Raw genomic sequence first — 17,492 nt, 5'->3', positions numbered from 1 at the left:
GCTGGACTTTCCCCATTTTTTATATACTGCTGCAAAAAGGGGAGATGCAGGAATATTGAAATTTTTAGTCAATGAATCTTAACGAAATGAAGGAAAAAATAGGGTTGAACTGCAGGATGGAGTGAGCTAATCATGAGTCAGGAGGACTCATTGATTAGTGTGCCCTATTTCACACCCGAATTGAGTTTTAGCTAAATCTAAAAATTTCGTTGATGACTAAAGCCCCCTTTTTGCAGCTTGAAAATAAATTTTGGGGAAACTCCTTAATAATTGAGATTGACGGCTGAAAAGTTTTTGAGCTAGTAAATTAAATTAATAAGTTGTTAGATACTGTTCAATTTCCCAGCTGTGAACCTGTTTTTTATATACCAACCACTCTATTTTTTTGGCTTCTACAAAATGTTTAAAAATGTGTTCACCTAAAGTATCTTTTATTAATTCATCTTCTTTTAAATAATTAACCGCTTCTATAATACTGCCTGGAAGACTGCTTATACCCCTTTCTTTCCTTTCCTGTGCTTCCATTTCATAAATATTATCTGTTGTCTGAGTTCCGGGATTTATTTTATTTTTTATTCCATCCAAACCCGACTTTAACATAACTGCAAGTGCCAGATACGGATTAGCAGTAGGATCAGGATTTCTCAACTCTAACCTTGTACTGTTTTGTCTAGCAGAAGGTATCCGAACAAGTGCACTTCTATTTTGTGTTGACCATGAAATATAAACAGGAGCTTCATAACCTGGAACAAGCCTTTTATATGAGTTAATGGTAGGATTTAAGATTGCACTAGTGGCTTTAGCATGTTTGAGAAGACCTCCAATGTAATAGTAGGCTTCTTCACTTAACTGCAGCTCATCTTCAGGATCATAAAAAGCATTTTCCCCATTTTTATATAAGGATTGATGTACATGCATTCCTGATCCACTTTCACCATAGATAGGTTTAGGCATAAATGTTGCGTGTAATCCGTGCTGAAGGGCAATTATTTTAGTGACAAATTTAAATGTAGTAATATTGTCTGCTGTGCGAAGGGCAGGAGCATATTTAAAATCAATTTCATGCTGGCCTGGAGCAACTTCGTGATGGGCTGCTTCTACTTCAAATCCCATCTTTTTTAAAGCAAGTACAGTATCTCTTCTGGCATTACCACCCATATCCACAGGAGATAAATCAAAATATCCACCTTTATCATGGGTACGAGTAGTGGCATTCCCCTTCTCGTCTTTTTCAAACAAAAAGAATTCTGGTTCAGGACCAGAAAACATTTCAAAGCCCATCTCCTCTGCTTCAGCTATAACTTTCTTAAGGGTGCTTCGCGGACAACCTATAAAAGGCTCACCATCTGGAGTGTGGATATCACACATCATTCTGGCGGTTGTACCTCCATTTGTCCTCCACGGAAAAATAGCAAAAGTATCATAATCCGGTTTTAAATACATATCAGATTCATTAATTCTGGTAAAACCCTCTATTGAAGAACCATCAAACATAATGTTTCCTTCAAGAGCTTCTGGAAGCTGTTCAATCGTAATCGCAACATTCTTAATAATACCTAAAACATCAACAAACTGAAGCCTAATAAATTCCACACCCTCTTTTTCTGCCAGCTGCAAAATTTTCTCTCGTGTTAATTCAGACATTTTCTTTTTCCTCCCCATGGGACTTATTTTGGTTTTTACTGATGGAAAGTTTTTTGATCAGGGCTGAACGATTTGAAACAGGAAAGAGGGAATCAAGCTTATCTTCATTAAAGCGATTTTTTAAATCAGCTGTATCAATATCAAGATCATCTGGAATCAATTCTTCAAAAGATGGTGGATTGAGTTTTTCTCTAATACGTTCAATATTATATCCGGCTGAAATAAATTCTTTAATTTTAAGCATTCTCTGAATATCATTTTCCGAAAAAATTCTCTGATTGCCTTTTGTTCTTCCTGGAAAAATTAGATTCTGCTCATCATAATATCGAATTTGCCGTGAACTGAGACCTGTTCTTTCTTTTGCCTCTTTCATAGTAATTGTTTTTTCATTATCCATCTCATTTTCACTCCTCAACATCAGTAATTTATAGAGAGATTATAACATAAAAATAGAAGTTATGTCAACTCCATGTTAGGTTTTTCTGCAATTTTATTTTCTTCTTTATTTACTTACAGAAGTTTAATTAATGATTTGAGTTTTTTATCTCCTCACTAAAAGTCGATTTAGCAGTAGAAAAATATCAGCAAATACGAAAAAATCCGCAGTTCTTAATACCGCCCCATAGTTGTGGTTGAAATAACAAAATCACCTTTGCGCGGCCAGTTTGATGCAGCTTTATCTGCTTTTTCTTTAGAGTCATATAAAGCAAACACACTGGGACCACTGCCTGACATCATATACAGAAGATTATCGGTATTTTTTATTATCTTTTCCACCTGTTTAATTTCTTGAGTTAACTTTTTGGCCGGCTCTTCCAGTACATTTTTCCAGTCAAGTGACCAGTTAATTTCCTTATCTTCTTTTAAATTCTTTAATATACTGTCCATATCAATCTTTACATCAGGGAGAAGCTGGTCATAAAGCTCATAAACTTCTGCTGTACTCAGCTGTACAGAAGGGGTAACAAGCAAGAGCGGATATTCTTTAATAGAAGGAAGAAATTCCAGTTCATCTCCCTTTCCAGAGGCAAAAACAGTCCCCCCTTTTAGGCAGAACGGTACATCCATACCGATTGAAGAAAGAATCTTTCTCATTTCTATATAATCTTCTTTTAGATCATAAAGTTTATATAAACCCTTCAGTACTGCTGCAGCATCTGCACTTCCTCCAGCCAGCCCAGCTGCAACCGGTATGTTTTTCTGTATATATATTTCTGCTCCTTTTGATATTTCTTTTTCCGAAAAAAACATTTCAGCTGCCTGGAAAGCTAAATTTTCTTTTCCAAATGGAATACAGGGATCTGAACAGTTAACAATAATATCAGAACTTTTCTTTCTTACTTTTACTCTGTCATGTAAAGCAATACTCTGCATAATCATTTCCACTCTGTGATATCCATCTTCATATATTCCTTTAATATCTAATGCAAGATTAATTTTTGCATAAGCATTTAAAACTATTTCATTCATATGTATAATTTCCTCCATTTTAATTAAATCATATATTCAATTATTCAATTTCCATTTGTTTTTACCCCTATAATTATTATAAAATGCTTGATTGGTGCCTGTCCAATACTTTTAGGGGTGGTGCTGCATGATTATAGCAGTAAATATATAGCCAATCTGCTTTACATCTATAAAAGTTAATTGATTATATATACTTATTCATTAATCGCCTTTAAATTCCTGCTGTTTGATGATAAAATGGTTGTCAGTTTAATTGATGATTTATTCAATATAAATCAGGAACATGGAGGTTTTTTATGAACACAAAAAAAATAGTTAAAACAGGTATTATGGCTGCATTAACAATAGTAGGGGCATATATAATTGTACCACTTCCCTTTTCACCTGTTCCTATAACTTTACAGACATTTTTTGTTCTTTTTTCGGGCAGAATTCTCGGCAAAAAACATGGTGCTCTAAGTCAGATAATATATCTGCTGATAGGTATAGCAGGTCTGCCGGTATTTGCAGCCGGGACAGGAGGTATAGGGATACTTCTTGGGCCTACCGGTGGTTTTCTGCTTGCCTTCCCTGCCGCTGCCTGGACTGCAGGTTATTATACTGATAACAAAATTAAGGATTTTTTTATTTATCTTGGAGCTGCTGTTATAACATACTTAATCGGCTGCAGTTATTTTATCTTCTTAACCGGAACAGATATACTATCTGCAGTAAATTTAACTATTCTGCCGTTTCTGCCAGGAGATATACTCAAAATCACAGTTTTAATTACTGCTGGCCCTGTAATAAGCAGACGCCTCAAATGAAAAGTATTTAATATAAAAAGTATTTATAATAATTATCTAAACTTGAACTGATAGTAGCGAAAAAACCTGTATGGTAAGCCGACACTGCCCCCGTGCTGAGAAAGAAAATATATAAAATAAATTGTAAAAATAATCAGCAGTGCTGGAATAATCCACCACAGCTTAGAATTTAACAGTATCATATGCATGCCAGCGATAATCAGCAGTACAGGCCAAAAATTTCCTATAAACCAGATAAAATCAAAACTGTATTTACCCATACTTTCACCTAAAAAAATAACACCAAATGCAATGAGTATTATACCTATTAATAATCTTTTTTTGCTGTCAGCTGTCATTATTTTTTACTCCTCTAAACAAAATTAATAATCCAGCAGCAATCAAAAAAACAGGCCAATATTTCTGCCAGTAAAATTCCGGAATCCAAATATTAACTAAAAATATAGCCCCAATAATTATTAAAATTAACCCCAGTGTTTTATTTCTCTCATTTGACACATTATTATTTTCAAATTTAGAATCATAACTTCTGTGGTCTTCAATTTGATGGTCCTTATTAAACTGTTTGTCAGCCTGATACTTATCATTCTCAAGTTCATCAGATTGATAGTAATTAGAATAAAAATCATCTTCTTTTTCTGCACCATTTTTTATATTATTATCTTGTGTGGGAAGATAGTACTGCTCTTTTTGTTCTTTTTCCTCCGGTTTTTCAGGAATTATAAACCAGGAAATTAAATAAGCAATCAATCCGATTCCCTGAAATATAAAGATAAAAATAAAAGCAAGTCTAATTAGAGTTGCATCAATATTAAAATATTCAGCCAGCCCTCCACAAATCCCTGCTATGATTCTGTCATCTCTTGATCTATAAATTCTTTTTTTCATTGAATTCAACCCTTTCTATATAAAAAGCCCCCAGCAGCAGCTGCAGATAGAAAAAATATATATCAGATAATTTCAGCCTGACAGCTTTGTGGAAAACTGGTCATTATATAGCTGTTTATATACTCCATCTTTATTTATAAGTTCATTGTGTTTTCCGCGCTCCATAATCCCCTTGTCTGTCAGCACAATTATTTCATCAGCATTTATAACAGTAGACAGGCGGTGTGCTATAACTAAAGTGGTCCTACCTTCTGCCAGTTTTTCCAGTGAAGCCTGAATAATCTTTTCACTTCTATTGTCCAGGGAAGAAGTAGCTTCATCAAGAATCAATATGGGAGGGTTTTTTAAAAAGGATCTGGCAATAGAAATCCTCTGTTTCTGTCCACCAGAAAGTTTAACTCCTCTTTCCCCTATATTGGTATCATAACCATCTCGTAAGGAAAGAATAAACTGATGTGCATTTGCCTTTTTAGCAGCATCAACAATTTCTTCATCACAGGCATCTGAACTGCCATATGCAATATTATCCCTAACCGTTCCATTAAACAAAAATACATCCTGCTGTACTATACCTATATTTCGCCGCAGTGAACTTAAAGTTATATTTTTTATATTTATACCATCTATCAAAATATCACCTGAATCAATCTCATAAAATCTGGGCAGAAGTTTACATAAAGTTGATTTACCTGCCCCAGAAGGACCGACAAAAGCAACAGTTTTACCTGGCTCTACCTCTATATTGATATTATTAAATACTTTAGAGTGGTTGTCATAACCAAAAGTAACATTAACATACTGAATATGTCCTTTAACATTTTTTAGATCTACAGCTCCAGGCAGATCTTTAATTTCTGGCTCTACCGAAAGAATCTCAGTAAAGCGAGAAAAACCCGCCATACCGCGCTGCAGCTGTTCATTAAAATTAACCAGCCTTCTGATTGGATTGATAAACATATTAACATAGAATAAAAAAGCAACCATCTCACCTGTAGTTAAATTTCCCTGATAGATAAAATACCCTCCAGCGCCAAGAGTAATTAATGTTATAAAATTTGTAAATAAATTCATGCCAGAATGAAATTGTGCCATGTTTTTCATAGCATATTCTCGCGATTCGCGGTGGCTGTGGTTCCCCTGGCAAAATTTTTCGTATTCGTATTCTTCATTTGTAAATGATTTTACCACTCTAATTCCACTTAAACTGTCTTCTATAATACTATTAACCTCTGCCACTTTTTCTTTTATATTTTTAAAAGAATTATACATCTTTTCTCCCAATTTGAGAGAAAACAAGAACATAAACGGTAATAATATAAATGTCAGCAGGGCCAGCCGCCAGTGCATATTTAGCAGAATAAAGAAAGACCCCACAAGCAAAACCAGTGAAATAAAAAGATCCTCAGGCCCATGGTGGGCTAATTCGGATATATTGCTGAGGTCATTTATAATTCTTGACATCAGATAACCAACTTTATTGTTATCATAGAATTTAAAAGACAGCTTCTGCAGGTGGGAAAAAAGGTCTGATCTCATATCAGCCTCCATTCTTATACCTACCACATGTCCCCAATAATTAACTATATATTGAAAAACATATCGCAGCAGATAAAGTATAAATAATATAATTACCATACGTATAATCATATTTATATTTTTATCCGGAAAGTGCTTATCTATCAGGGTCCTCATAATTACTGGAAATGCAAGATCCAGCCCGGACATAATAAAAGCTCCAAAAATATCCAGCAGAAATAATTTCCAGTGTTTTTTATAATAACCTGCAAATTTTTTGAGCATTTTTCTGCCTCCTCAATTCTCTTTCATTCTAAAAAGATATTCTATCACAGGAGATTTGAGAATGCAAAAAAACCAGCAGTTTATAACCGCTGGCCTGTTTTCATATATATTGTTCTTTCAGATATATTTGTTGAATGGTCTCCTATTCTTTCTAAAAATCTACTTACAAACATCAGTGATGTTGCCTGTTCTATAGTTGTTGGATCATCAATCATTATTGTTATTAGTTCACTAATTATCTGCTGGTCTAAAATATCAATTTCCTCATCTCCTTCTACAACTTTTTTTGCTTTTTCTATATCCATATCTACAAAAGCTTCAAGACTTTTTCTTAATCTTTTGGTTACTAAATCAGTCATTTTAGGTATATCTATTAAAGGCTTAATTAAATTATTCTCACCAATATTTATAACCATTTCTGCTATATTACAGGTATGATCACCAATTCTCTCCAGATCTGTAGCAAGTTTGGATATGACTATTATTTTTCTGAGGTCAATAGCAACTGGCTGCTGTAGTGCTATCAATCTGGTGCATTTCTCTTCCAGATTAACTTCATAATCATCTATTATATCGTCATCTCTGCAAATCTGATTTGCCAATTCTAAATCTCCATTCTTTAAAGCTTCTATACTTCTGCGAATTGATTCTTCAACAAAACTTCCCATTTTTAACATATCGTTCTGCAGAGAATTTAATTCTTCATGAAAATTTCTTCTGCTGGCATTCATATCTTAACCTCCTATTTTTATATTATCCAAACCGTCCGGTTATATAATCTTCAGTTCTCTGGTCGGCTGGATTCTCAAATATTTTATCTGTCTTATCAAATTCTACTAAATCACCCATAAGGAAAAAACCAGTTAACTCAGATACACGGGCAGCCTGCTGCATATTGTGTGTAACAATTACTATAGTATAATTATTCTTCAATTCTGCTATTAAATCCTCTATTTTTGCAGTAGCAACTGGATCTAAAGCTGATGCTGGCTCATCCATCAGTAAAACTTCGGGGGTCACAGCTAAAGCTCTGGCTATACATAGGCGCTGCTGCTGTCCTCCAGAAAGACCAAGAGCTGAATCATTTAGTCGATTTTTTACTTCATCAAAAAGAGCAGCACCTCGTAAACTTTTTTCTACTATTTCATCAAGTTTTGCATTGTCTTTTATACCGTGGATTCTTGGCCCATAGGCAACATTATCATAAATAGATTTTGGAAAAGGATTTGGCTGCTGAAACACCATACCAACTTTTTTTCTTAATTCTACTACATCAACCTCACTGGAATAAATATTTTTTCCATCCAAAAGAACCTCACCTTCAACTTTTGTTTTATCTATTAAATCATTCATTCTATTTAAAGTTCTTAAAAAAGTGGATTTGCCACATCCTGAAGGACCAATTAATGCAGTAACCTTATTTTCTTCTAAAGGCATATTTATATTTTTTAAAGCTTTAAAATCATCATAATAAAAGTCTAAATTTTTAACTTCCATTTTATTTTTACCCACTTAAAATCCTCCCTTCAGATTAATTACTAAATTTTTTGCTGTATCTTATTCTCAATATTATAGCTGCAAGATTAATTAATAATACCAGCACTAATAAGACAACTGCTGTACCATATGCAAATGGAACCTGTTTTGCTGGAAAAGTTCCTGTTGTCACAAGTGCATATATATGATAAGGCAGTGCCATAACCTCCGAAAAAACAGAATTAGGCAGTTTCATTGAGAAAAAAGTAGCTGCTGTAAAAATTATTGGTGCTGTCTCTCCAGCCACACGACCAACCCCCAGAATACAACCAGTTAAAATACCTGGAATTGCAGCAGGTAAAACAACATTTTTAATTGTCTGCCATTTTGTTGCTCCCAGTGCAAGAGATGATTCCCGGTATTCATCTGGCACTGATATTAAAGCTTCTTCTGAAGCTCTAATAATTGTTGGTAGAATTACAATGGCCAGTGTTAAAGCACCAGATAAAATAGAAACCCCAAAATTTAAATATTTTACAAAAACAGCCAGACCAAAAAGACCAAACACGACTGACGGCACTCCAGCAAGGTTATTGACCCCTATGCGAATAAGTCGAATCAATCTTCCCTTTTTTGCATATTCTGTCATATAAATAGCAGCAAAAACTCCTAAAGGTGTAGCAAATAAAATCGATCCTGATACAAGATAAAAAGAACCAAGAATTGCCGGAAATATACCACCTTCTGTCATTCCATTTGCGGGCATTGAAGTTATAAATTCCCAGCTTATAACACCGATTCCTCTTTTGAAAATAAAAAAGATTATTATTCCCAGAATAGCAATAGATATCCACAAAAATAAACCGAGTATATTAAAAATAACTTTTTCAGTTAATTTTCTCTTAATTAATTTGCTTTCCATTATTCTCCACTCACCTTCTTTTTAAATCTCTGCTGTGCCATATCAGCAAAAATATTAAAAATAAGAGTTATTATAAATAATATAATTGCTATTCCAAAGAGTGCCTGATAGTGATCACTTCCCACAGGAGCCTCACCCATTTCCGCAGCTATTGTTGCAGTCATCGGTCGAACAGGTTTAAGAATATTAGAAGGAAAAAGCGAAGCCCCTCCTGCAACCATCAGCACTGTCATTGTTTCTCCAATTGCTCTTCCCATGCCCAGAATAATTGCTGTCACTATTCCAGAAGACGCAGTCGGTAAAATTACCCTTACCATTGTTTCCAATCTAGTTCCACCAAGTGCCAAAGAAGCATCTCTAAAACTTTTGGGAACAGCAGTAATAGCATCTTCTGACAGACTAACAATTGTAGGTAGTGCCATAATACCGAGCATTATCATTGCAGTCAAAGCATTCAACCCTGTAGGTAGACCAAAAAGTTCTTTAATATATGGACTCAATATCTTCATTCCAAAAAGACCATATATAACAGATGGAACACCTGCCAGCATTTCAATTGTTGGTTTAACTATATTTTTAAATCTTTTTGGCAGTATATACGAAATATATACTGCTGAAGCAACTCCAAATGGAACTGCAAATACCATAGCACCAATTGTCACCACAATTGAAGCTGCAAGAAGATTATAAATACCAAAACCTGCCGGGTCATAAGTTGGATACCAGTCACCTGTAAACATAAATTTAAATATTCCAACTTTAGCAAAAATTGGTGCTCCTTCATTAAAGAGAACAACTATAATCCCTGCTAAAAACAAAATAGAGGAAAAAGCAAAAAATAAAAGTGTATTTTTAATGACTTTTTCTTTAGTTTTCCAGTTTAACACAAAATTCACCTCTTTCATTAAGGTGTAAATTTTTTATAAATAAACACCCAGAAAAAGGGAGGAAAGCCTCCCTTTTTTCCAGATTATATAGCAGCTGCACATATATTATATTGCTTAACTATTTAACTCTTTACTATTTACTACTAATATTATACTAAGTTTTTATTAATAAAGTGGTACAAATCCCTGGTCTTTTACTAACTTTTGTCCATCTTTGCTTAAGACAAAGTTAATGAACTTAGCTGTTAATCCTTCTGGCCAGCCATCAGTGAACATAAATAGTGGACGTGCAATTGGAAACTCTCCACTTGCTACAGTCGCATTAGAGGGAGCAACTCCATTTACCTTAACAGCTTTTAGAGACTCTGATAGATAACCAAGACCAACATAACCAATTGCACCTTCTGTATCTGCAACTACACCAGCTACTGCACCATTAGATGCCTGTAAAAGTGCACCCTGGAATAATCTTTCTCCACCCAGTGCAATATCATTAAATACTTCAAATGTACCAGAACTTGAATCTCTAGATACAACAACTATTTCCATATCTTTTCCGCCAAATTCTTTCCAGTTTGTAACTTTACCAGTATAGATATTTTTTAAATCTTCAAGGCTTAATTCTTCTACACTATTTGCTGGATTAATTACAACAGCAATACCATCCATGGCTATTCTATGTGGTACCGGGAAAATACCGTTTTTTACAGCCGCATTAACTTCTTTTTCTTTGATAAATCTAGAAGAATCTGCAATATCAACAGCTCCATCAATCAGTGCTGCAATACCATTACCAGATCCACCACCACGAACAGAAATATTTACCCCAGGATTTTTTTCCATATAAACTTCTGCAGCTTTCTGTGCAATCGGCAGAACAGTTGAAGAACCCTGAATTACAAGAGAATCTTCAGCCATTACACCTAAAGACATAACAGCAACCAACAGTAAAGCCATAACAACAGCAAATGAATTAATTTTAGACATTAATAATTTTCCCCCTTAAGGATTAATAATTTTATACTTTAATTTTTCTCTAATACTAATTTAACATCTTATTGTTACACCAATATTTCTCTTATGTTAACACTATGTAAACAAAAAAAGCCCATTAGAGAGTACCAGGTACTAAAAGGCCTTTTAGTACCTGGTACCAACACGGTATTTTTGTACCCGGTACCAACAAGGTACCAATAAATACGACATAATTTTATTTAGCAATTTTTAAACTAAATATAAACCTGCTTCCTTCTCCTTCTCTGCTTTCAAGATTAATTTCACTGCCGTGCTGTTTTATAATATTTTTTACGATAGAAAGGCCAATTCCTGTTCCACCAAGAGAACTCGATCTTGCTTTATCCACCCGATAAAATCTCTCGAAGACTCTATCCTGTTCTTCTCTAGGAACACCTATACCATTATCTTCTACCTCAACATAAATTCGATCCTCTTTTTTGTAAGCTGAAACTTTTATTTTGCCATTATCTTGCGTATATTTAATAGCATTATCTATAAGATTAATCATAACCTGTTCTATCTGCTCCTTAACCATATATACAGGTGGAAGATCTACTTCAATTTCTTTTTCTATTATTATATCTTTCTTTTCTGCTCTGTCTATCAGCAAATTAATAGTTTTATCTATAACCTTCTTTAGATTTTCTGCTTTTAAATCAGGGGTGGAACTCTCTATTTTTGATAAGTTGAATAAATCCTTAATTAAAATTGACAGTCTGTCTGCTTCTGTTTTAACAATTTTTAGGAATTTCTCTCTAATTTCCGGATCATCAATATCATTATCCAAAAGGGTATTTACATAACCAATAATTGATGTTAAAGGTGTTCTGAGTTCATGAGAAACATTGGCAACAAAATCATTGCGAACTGTCTCCAGTTTTCTTAATTCTGTAATATCTGTAAATACGATTATACCTCCACTGATGCTGCCGTCTTCTTCAAAAATCGGAGAAAAAGTTGCCTGCATAATAACTTTATCAGGATTTTGATAAATTATTTCTCTTGTTATAGTTCTTTTTTCCCTTAATGCCTCTTCCAAATACATATCAATTCTGTGGCTGAAAACCGAGGCAATCAATTCTTTGCCCTTAATATTATCTTTTTTTATTTTAAAAATATCTTTTGCGGCTGGATTTATCAAAACTATCCTGTGCTTTCTATCGGTTGCAATAACACCATCTATCATACTATTCAAAATTGTCGCCATTTTATTTTTTTCACTTGACATTTCATCAATCTTCTTTTCAAGCTTATCTGTCATAAAATTAAACATCTCTGCAAGTTTTTCAATTTCACTACTGTATCTTCTGGCAGGAATTCTCTGAGAAAAATCTCCTTCTGCTATATTTGCAGCCGTCTCTGTAATCTTTTCCAGTGGATAAATTACAGTAGATGTAAGCCGCCAGGTTAATAATATTGTTAAAACTGCCAGAACAAAAAAGAAAACAAGATAACTTTTTATGTCTTCTATTAAAACCCCTCTTATAAAGCTTAAACTTCTGGCAAGTCTTAAAACACCAGCGGTTTCACCAGCAGAACTGGTAATAGGGAAAGATAAATAAAGCATTTTTTCTTCCAATGTATCACTTTCTCTAATCAATTCCCCTTTTTCCTCTCCTGAAAAAACAGCAGAAATTTCTGGTCTATTTTTATGGTTGTCCATCTTAGATATATCATAGCGCGAATCTGCCAGAACCTTACCTTCTTTATCTACAATAGTAATTCTGGCCCCAGTATGCCTGCCCCAGTTTAAAACCATTTCTTCCAGTTCATCTGCAGGAGTATTGAGCAGCACTGCCCCTTTTTCTTCAAGTATAAGGTGAGCATAGTTTTCCAGACTAATTTTAAGCTGATTGAAATAAAAATCTCTATGATTATCTGTAAAATAATAAAATGACAGACCAATTATTAAAATCTGTATGACTATAAAGATGATAAATAAGCGATTTCTTATACTATATTTACTCCAGTTTAACAAATTTATATCCCACCCCCCTGACAGTTTCTATATAATCTTTTTTAATTTTTTGGCGCAGTCTTCTTACATGAACATCAACTGTTCTTGTATCACCCGCATATTCATATCCCCAGATTTTTTCCAGCAGCAGGTCTCTGCTCAAAACCCTCCCTTTATTTATAATCAAATAGCGGAGAAGTTCAAATTCTTTAGGAGTAAGACTTATTTCTTTTCCACTTACCACAACTTCATGTCGGGCAGTATCAATTTTAATATTGCCTTCTTCTAAAATTTCTTCTTCAAATTCATCTGGTGCCTTCATCTGGCTTAACCTTCTAAAGATAGCTTTAATCCTTGCCGTCAGCTCCCTGGGGCTAAATGGTTTTGTCATATAATCATCAGCACCCATCTCAAGACCTAGTATTTTGTCAACTTCTTCCCCTTTTGCTGTAAGCATAATTATAGGAATATTTTTTAGTTCTTTATCTGCCCTCATTTTTCTGCATACCTCAAGCCCATCTATCTCTGGAAGCATCAAATCCAAAACAATTAAATCAATATTTTTATTTAAGACTTTTAAAGCTTCTTTACCATCTACTGCAGTTAAAACTTCAAACCCTGCTTTATCTAAATTAAATTCAATAAGATCTCTTATATGTTTTTCATCATCAACAACAAGTATCTTTTCCATTATCCTTCCCCCTGATAACATATTTTATTTCATAATTATTAATGTATTAATATCTGAATCAATTTCCAGTTCTATCTCCAGGTCCATTTGGCCTGCCCAAAATTTATTTTTGGAGTTTTAAATCGATTTCGGGAATCTTTCTGTAATTTATTAATATTGACATCTTTTATAAACCCAGTATAACAAAAAAAGACCCCTTAAAAAAGGAGTCTTAATAGTAATAATCAAATTTTATGTTAAATTTATGTTAAATCTTTAAATCACTTCTTCTGCCGCCAGTTCTTTATCTACCTGATAAATTTCCAGAATACTGTGAGCAATATCTGCCAGCTGATCACTGACATGTTCCATATCCTCAAGCAGTTCCAGCAGTATTATACCGGCATTGGGATCACATTCTTCTTTTGCTGAACCTTTTATTCTGGCGATATTTTCTTCTCTAAACTGCAGCTGCAGTTTATCCAGTTTCTTCTCTGTCTCCAGTATTTCGCGGGCTAAAGTAAAATCTTCTGTTTCCAGCAGTTTCATTGATTTATCTAAAACTCCACAGATGATTTCATGTACTTCCTTAATTGTATCTTCAGCTACACTTGTAAAGCTTAGTTTATTATCCAGTCTGTGTTCAGTCAGGCTTGCAATATCATTTGCATCATCAGCTACACTTTCAATATCATCAACTATTGCAAAAAATTTATCAAGGGTGCGGATATCTACATCAGAAAGCTGGCCCTGAGGTACTTTCTGAATAAAATTTAAAAGTTCTTCTTCGAGCTCATTTACAATATCTTCATGGCGCCTTATTTTTTCTGCTGTATCGCGGTCCTTATTTAAAAAACCATTTACTGCATCAGATACCATATCTTTAGCAATATTATGCATATAAATAACTTCTTTTTTGATCTGTTCAATTGCCACTGATGGAGTCTGCAGCATTCTCTCATCTATAAAAGTAGCTCCATATTTTAATGTTGTATCTTCTCCAGGCAGTATTTTTTCTACCAGCATAACCATAAAACCGGTAAAGGGAAGCCAGATAAGTGTATTAAGTACATTAAAAAATGTATGAGTATTTGCAAGGAGTCGTTCCTCTGAAGGATTAAGATATCCAAAAAAAGCACTTATATTTCTCAGCAGATTTTCTATCATTCCAGAAAAATCCGGCACTATATAAAGCAGAATAATCATCATTCCTGCTCCAACAACATTGAATGTAAAGTGTGCTGCTGCAGCTCTTTTTGCAGTAAGATTTGCTCCAATTGCAGAAAGAATTGCTGTTACTGTAGTACCTATATTACTACCAAGAAGAATTGGTATGGCAGCATCATAATGAACAGCACCTACAGTAACAAGTCCCAGCAGAATACCAAATGAAGCACTACTGCTCTGCACCATGATTGTAACAAAAATTCCTGTTAATACACCAAGAATTGGATATACACTGAAGCTCTCCATTAAATCAATAAAAAATTGGGATTCGCGCAGAGGATACATTGTATCACTCATAGTTTCCAGTCCTAAAAACAGCAGCCCAAAACCAAGCAAAATCTGTCCTAAATACTGGAATTTTTTACTTTTTGCAAATAGATATGTAAATGATCCAACCGCTATTGCATGAAAAGCGTAATCTCCAAGTTTAAATGCTATAAGCTGTGCAGTAACTGTTGTACCTATATTAGCTCCCATTATAACACCAATGGATTGGGCCAGAGTCATTAATCCTGCATTAACAAATCCAACTACCATAACTGTTGTTGCACTACTGCTCTGAATTATAGCTGTCACAATTGTGCCAACTGCAACTCCCATAATTGGTTTGTTAGTCAGTATTGCCAAAAAATGCCTTAACCTTTTTCCGGCTGTTTTCTGCAGTCCCTCACTCATCTGCTTCATTCCATAAATGAATATCCCGAGACCTCCAAATAATCCGACAGCCATATCAATTGACAATTAGATCTCTCCTTCCTGCCGTTTAAATATCATATTTTACAGTATATTTTAGTATAATTTAACCAGAATTTAAGTTTATAAATTTTATTTTTATCAGCAAAATTTTTAGACAATTTGAAACTTTCACATAAAAAGAGCAGCCTTACGGCTGCAAATTTTATTGTTTTGCTCACAAAACCCCAATTTTTATATGCTCATCTTTAGATTTTACAACAACATTGTCTGTCAAAAGATCAGCATAACTATATGATAAACGTCTTACCTGATTGTGATCCTTAATTCTTATAACAAATAAGTTTTTATGGGTTTTTTCTAAAATACCTTCTTTTTCTATGGTTTTTCGTCTACCACGGTGAGCCTTGACAGTCACTCTATGTCCAACGTAAGAATTAACTTCTTTTTTTATCTCATCCAGAACATTCTTCGACATCAAACTCCCCCTTATATTAAAATGAATCTTTTCTAATATTTAATTATATCACAGTGGATAAATTTTCGCAAAACCATGAAAAAATTTCCCAAAATTATTTTTAGAGTTGAAAAATGGAGAAAGTCTTTCAGAGAAAAAGGGGTTTGAAGGAAATTCCTTCACAAAAAACTATCTGGTGAATTTATCTGCCACAGTTGAAGCAGCATATGCATCAGGTTTTATATATGCTTCAAAACCACTTCCTACTACCATTCCTGTAACTTCTCTAATAATTTCATTTGTAGGTCCATTATGACCGACATCAATATGAATTTCCAGCTCTATATCTTCTTCCAGCTGATCTTCTTCAGATAAAAATAATGTTAACTTACTTGCCACCTCCAGGCTGCGTGATACTTCATAAAATATCCGCTGCTTCATCCCGGATTTAAACCTGACATTATCTTTATAATAAAAATATCGGCCGCCACGCCCGATGCGGTAAATAACAATTGCAGTTACAAATACAACCTCACTAAACCCCGGTTGAGAATCAGTCCCAACTATTAATTTATACTCATAATCTGAGTCAGATTTTATAAAATTAATTATTTTTTCGTATGTCTCATCAAGAGTTAACCGCCCATCAGTAGGACTGAGGAACTTCATTATTTCACCTGCTTTCAATTTCCCAGCAAATGGTAGATTTCATTACTAAGTTTTATCATTTCTAAAATACTCAATTTTTCTCCTCTTTTTTTTAAATCTATATCATTATTATTTAATGCCTGAGTAATTATATCACGTTCAATATCAATCAGGGAAGATTTGACCAGACTATTTCTTATTGTTTTTCTCCTCTGCTGAAATATTGAATGCATAATTTTGAAAAAAAATTCTTCACTTACAGCTTCTTTCCTGTACAGATTATTTTTGTATGGTTTTAATTTTACTAAAGCTGATTCAACATCAGGTCTGGGGATAAATACAGATGAAGGAACTTTATGTATTATTTCCGCATCCATGTAAAATTGAACTGCCACACTTAAAGAACCAAAACTTTTACTTCCCGGGCCAGCACAGATCCTCTCTCCAACTTCTCTCTGAACCATAAATATCATTGACTCAAAATTTACACCACTCTCCAAAAGTGACATAATAATTGGAGTAGTGACATAATAAGGCAGATTTGCAGCAAGTTTTATCTTTCTACCTTTAGTATTATATTTTTTTAGAACCTCCGGCCAGCTAATATTTAATACATCATCATGGATCAAAATAAGATTTTCACTATCTGCAAAAAGGTCTTTAAGAACACCAACCATTCTCTCATCTTTTTCGACCGCAAGCAGCAGGCCGTCATCCAGGCTTTCCAAAAGCTCCTCTGTCAGAGAACCTATTCCCGAACCAATTTCAATAATAAACTCATTACCAGCAATTTCTGATTCCTCAATAATTATATTTATAATATTTCTATCGATCAAAAAATTCTGCCCCAGCCCTTTTTTTAGCTGAAGATCGTAATCATTCAAAATTTTTTTTGTTCCACTGGGTGTAGCTATATACTTGTCCATTTCC

The 17,492-nt window shown here is 34.0% G+C and carries 18 protein-coding genes; 1 reads left to right on the top strand and 17 read right to left on the bottom strand.

Annotation, left to right across the window (positions count from 1 at the left end; genetic code table 11):
* Positions 1 to 312: 312 nt before the first annotated feature.
* The 3 genes from glnA to ispE form a co-directional block, all read right to left on the bottom strand.
* Complete coding sequence (glnA, locus tag DER71_RS09145) at positions 313 to 1,644, bottom strand: type I glutamate--ammonia ligase (protein ID WP_114457458.1); 1,332 nt, start codon at positions 1,642 to 1,644, stop codon at positions 313 to 315.
* Positions 1,637 to 2,041, bottom strand: a complete 405-nt coding sequence (locus DER71_RS09140; RefSeq protein ID WP_114457457.1) for a MerR family transcriptional regulator — start codon at positions 2,039 to 2,041, stop codon at positions 1,637 to 1,639. The genes glnA and DER71_RS09140 overlap by 8 nt, the downstream gene beginning before the upstream one ends.
* Positions 2,042 to 2,253: 212 nt before the next feature.
* On the bottom strand, positions 2,254 to 3,114 hold the full coding sequence (ispE, locus tag DER71_RS09135; RefSeq protein ID WP_114457456.1) for a 4-(cytidine 5'-diphospho)-2-C-methyl-D-erythritol kinase: 861 nt from the start codon (positions 3,112 to 3,114) through the stop codon (positions 2,254 to 2,256).
* 296 nt (positions 3,115 to 3,410) lie between these two features.
* Here ispE and DER71_RS09130 point away from each other — a divergent pair, with 296 nt between their 5' ends.
* Positions 3,411 to 3,920: a biotin transporter BioY gene (locus DER71_RS09130; RefSeq protein WP_114457455.1), complete on the top strand. Its 510-nt coding sequence runs from the start codon at positions 3,411 to 3,413 to the stop codon at positions 3,918 to 3,920.
* A 32-nt stretch (positions 3,921 to 3,952) separates the two neighbouring features.
* On the opposite strand, the gene DER71_RS09125 is transcribed toward DER71_RS09130, so the two are convergent.
* The 14 genes from DER71_RS09125 to rsmA form a co-directional block, all read right to left on the bottom strand.
* Positions 3,953 to 4,258, bottom strand: coding sequence for a LiaI-LiaF-like domain-containing protein (locus DER71_RS09125; protein ID WP_114457454.1), 306 nt, complete (start codon positions 4,256 to 4,258; stop codon positions 3,953 to 3,955).
* Positions 4,248 to 4,808, bottom strand: a complete 561-nt coding sequence (locus DER71_RS09120) for a PspC domain-containing protein (RefSeq protein WP_114457453.1) — start codon at positions 4,806 to 4,808, stop codon at positions 4,248 to 4,250. The genes DER71_RS09125 and DER71_RS09120 overlap by 11 nt, the downstream gene beginning before the upstream one ends.
* A gap of 72 nt (positions 4,809 to 4,880) precedes the next feature.
* Entirely contained in the window at positions 4,881 to 6,608 is a 1,728-nt protein-coding gene (locus DER71_RS09115) for an ABC transporter ATP-binding protein (protein ID WP_114457452.1), read from the bottom strand.
* Positions 6,609 to 6,688: 80 nt separating this feature from the next.
* Complete coding sequence (gene phoU / locus DER71_RS09110) at positions 6,689 to 7,339, bottom strand: phosphate signaling complex protein PhoU (protein WP_114457451.1); 651 nt, start codon at positions 7,337 to 7,339, stop codon at positions 6,689 to 6,691.
* A gap of 22 nt (positions 7,340 to 7,361) precedes the next feature.
* The gene (pstB, locus tag DER71_RS09105) at positions 7,362 to 8,105 is read right to left on the bottom strand and encodes a phosphate ABC transporter ATP-binding protein PstB (RefSeq protein WP_199505545.1); all 744 of its coding nucleotides are present in this window, start codon (positions 8,103 to 8,105) and stop codon (positions 7,362 to 7,364) included.
* A gap of 34 nt (positions 8,106 to 8,139) precedes the next feature.
* Entirely contained in the window at positions 8,140 to 9,006 is an 867-nt protein-coding gene (gene pstA / locus DER71_RS09100) for a phosphate ABC transporter permease PstA (RefSeq protein WP_114457449.1), read from the bottom strand.
* Positions 9,006 to 9,893, bottom strand: coding sequence for a phosphate ABC transporter permease subunit PstC (gene pstC / locus DER71_RS09095; protein ID WP_233486962.1), 888 nt, complete (start codon positions 9,891 to 9,893; stop codon positions 9,006 to 9,008). The genes pstA and pstC overlap by 1 nt, the downstream gene beginning before the upstream one ends.
* Positions 9,894 to 10,058: 165 nt before the next feature.
* The gene (locus tag DER71_RS09090) at positions 10,059 to 10,880 is read right to left on the bottom strand and encodes a phosphate ABC transporter substrate-binding protein (protein ID WP_114457447.1); all 822 of its coding nucleotides are present in this window, start codon (positions 10,878 to 10,880) and stop codon (positions 10,059 to 10,061) included.
* A gap of 223 nt (positions 10,881 to 11,103) precedes the next feature.
* A complete protein-coding gene (pnpS, locus tag DER71_RS09085) occupies positions 11,104 to 12,888 on the bottom strand; it encodes a two-component system histidine kinase PnpS (RefSeq protein WP_114457446.1) in 1,785 nt (594 codons plus the stop codon).
* Positions 12,872 to 13,558 (bottom strand): response regulator transcription factor, encoded by a 687-nt coding sequence (locus DER71_RS09080; protein ID WP_114457445.1) that lies wholly within the window; start codon positions 13,556 to 13,558, stop codon positions 12,872 to 12,874. The genes pnpS and DER71_RS09080 overlap by 17 nt, the downstream gene beginning before the upstream one ends.
* A 255-nt stretch (positions 13,559 to 13,813) precedes the next feature.
* A complete protein-coding gene (locus DER71_RS09075; protein ID WP_114457444.1) occupies positions 13,814 to 15,505 on the bottom strand; it encodes a Na/Pi cotransporter family protein in 1,692 nt (563 codons plus the stop codon).
* A gap of 169 nt (positions 15,506 to 15,674) precedes the next feature.
* Positions 15,675 to 15,935, bottom strand: a complete 261-nt coding sequence (locus tag DER71_RS09070; RefSeq protein ID WP_114457443.1) for a Veg family protein — start codon at positions 15,933 to 15,935, stop codon at positions 15,675 to 15,677.
* Positions 15,936 to 16,103: 168 nt separating this feature from the next.
* Positions 16,104 to 16,583, bottom strand: coding sequence for a ribonuclease H-like YkuK family protein (locus tag DER71_RS09065; RefSeq protein ID WP_114457442.1), 480 nt, complete (start codon positions 16,581 to 16,583; stop codon positions 16,104 to 16,106).
* Between the two features lie 14 nt (positions 16,584 to 16,597).
* On the bottom strand, positions 16,598 to 17,488 hold the full coding sequence (gene rsmA / locus DER71_RS09060) for a 16S rRNA (adenine(1518)-N(6)/adenine(1519)-N(6))-dimethyltransferase RsmA (protein WP_114474578.1): 891 nt from the start codon (positions 17,486 to 17,488) through the stop codon (positions 16,598 to 16,600).
* Positions 17,489 to 17,492 lie beyond the last annotated feature (4 nt).

The organism is Halanaerobium sp. DL-01, assembly GCF_003338615.1.
Classification (GTDB): Bacteria; Bacillota; Halanaerobiia; order Halanaerobiales; family Halanaerobiaceae; genus QPJE01.
This window is presented reverse-complemented; position numbering and strand designations above follow the sequence as displayed.

Excerpts from the sequence above, each read along its gene's own strand:
- glnA (WP_114457458.1), bottom strand. The coding sequence starts at position 1,644 with ATGTCTGAATTAACACGAGAGAAAATTTTGCAGCTGGCAGAAAAAGAG.
- DER71_RS09140 (WP_114457457.1), bottom strand. The coding sequence starts at position 2,041 with ATGGATAATGAAAAAACAATTACTATGAAAGAGGCAAAAGAAAGAACA.
- ispE (WP_114457456.1), bottom strand. The coding sequence starts at position 3,114 with ATGAATGAAATAGTTTTAAATGCTTATGCAAAAATTAATCTTGCATTA.
- DER71_RS09130 (WP_114457455.1), top strand. The coding sequence starts at position 3,411 with ATGAACACAAAAAAAATAGTTAAAACAGGTATTATGGCTGCATTAACA.
- DER71_RS09125 (WP_114457454.1), bottom strand. The coding sequence starts at position 4,258 with ATGACAGCTGACAGCAAAAAAAGATTATTAATAGGTATAATACTCATT.
- DER71_RS09120 (WP_114457453.1), bottom strand. The coding sequence starts at position 4,808 with ATGAAAAAAAGAATTTATAGATCAAGAGATGACAGAATCATAGCAGGG.
- DER71_RS09115 (WP_114457452.1), bottom strand. The coding sequence starts at position 6,608 with ATGCTCAAAAAATTTGCAGGTTATTATAAAAAACACTGGAAATTATTT.
- phoU (WP_114457451.1), bottom strand. The coding sequence starts at position 7,339 with ATGAATGCCAGCAGAAGAAATTTTCATGAAGAATTAAATTCTCTGCAG.
- pstB (WP_199505545.1), bottom strand. The coding sequence starts at position 8,105 with ATGGAAGTTAAAAATTTAGACTTTTATTATGATGATTTTAAAGCTTTA.
- pstA (WP_114457449.1), bottom strand. The coding sequence starts at position 9,006 with ATGGAAAGCAAATTAATTAAGAGAAAATTAACTGAAAAAGTTATTTTT.
- DER71_RS09090 (WP_114457447.1), bottom strand. The coding sequence starts at position 10,880 with ATGTCTAAAATTAATTCATTTGCTGTTGTTATGGCTTTACTGTTGGTT.
- DER71_RS09080 (WP_114457445.1), bottom strand. The coding sequence starts at position 13,558 with ATGGAAAAGATACTTGTTGTTGATGATGAAAAACATATAAGAGATCTT.
- DER71_RS09070 (WP_114457443.1), bottom strand. The coding sequence starts at position 15,935 with ATGTCGAAGAATGTTCTGGATGAGATAAAAAAAGAAGTTAATTCTTAC.
- DER71_RS09065 (WP_114457442.1), bottom strand. The coding sequence starts at position 16,583 with ATGAAGTTCCTCAGTCCTACTGATGGGCGGTTAACTCTTGATGAGACA.
- rsmA (WP_114474578.1), bottom strand. The coding sequence starts at position 17,488 with ATGGACAAGTATATAGCTACACCCAGTGGAACAAAAAAAATTTTGAAT.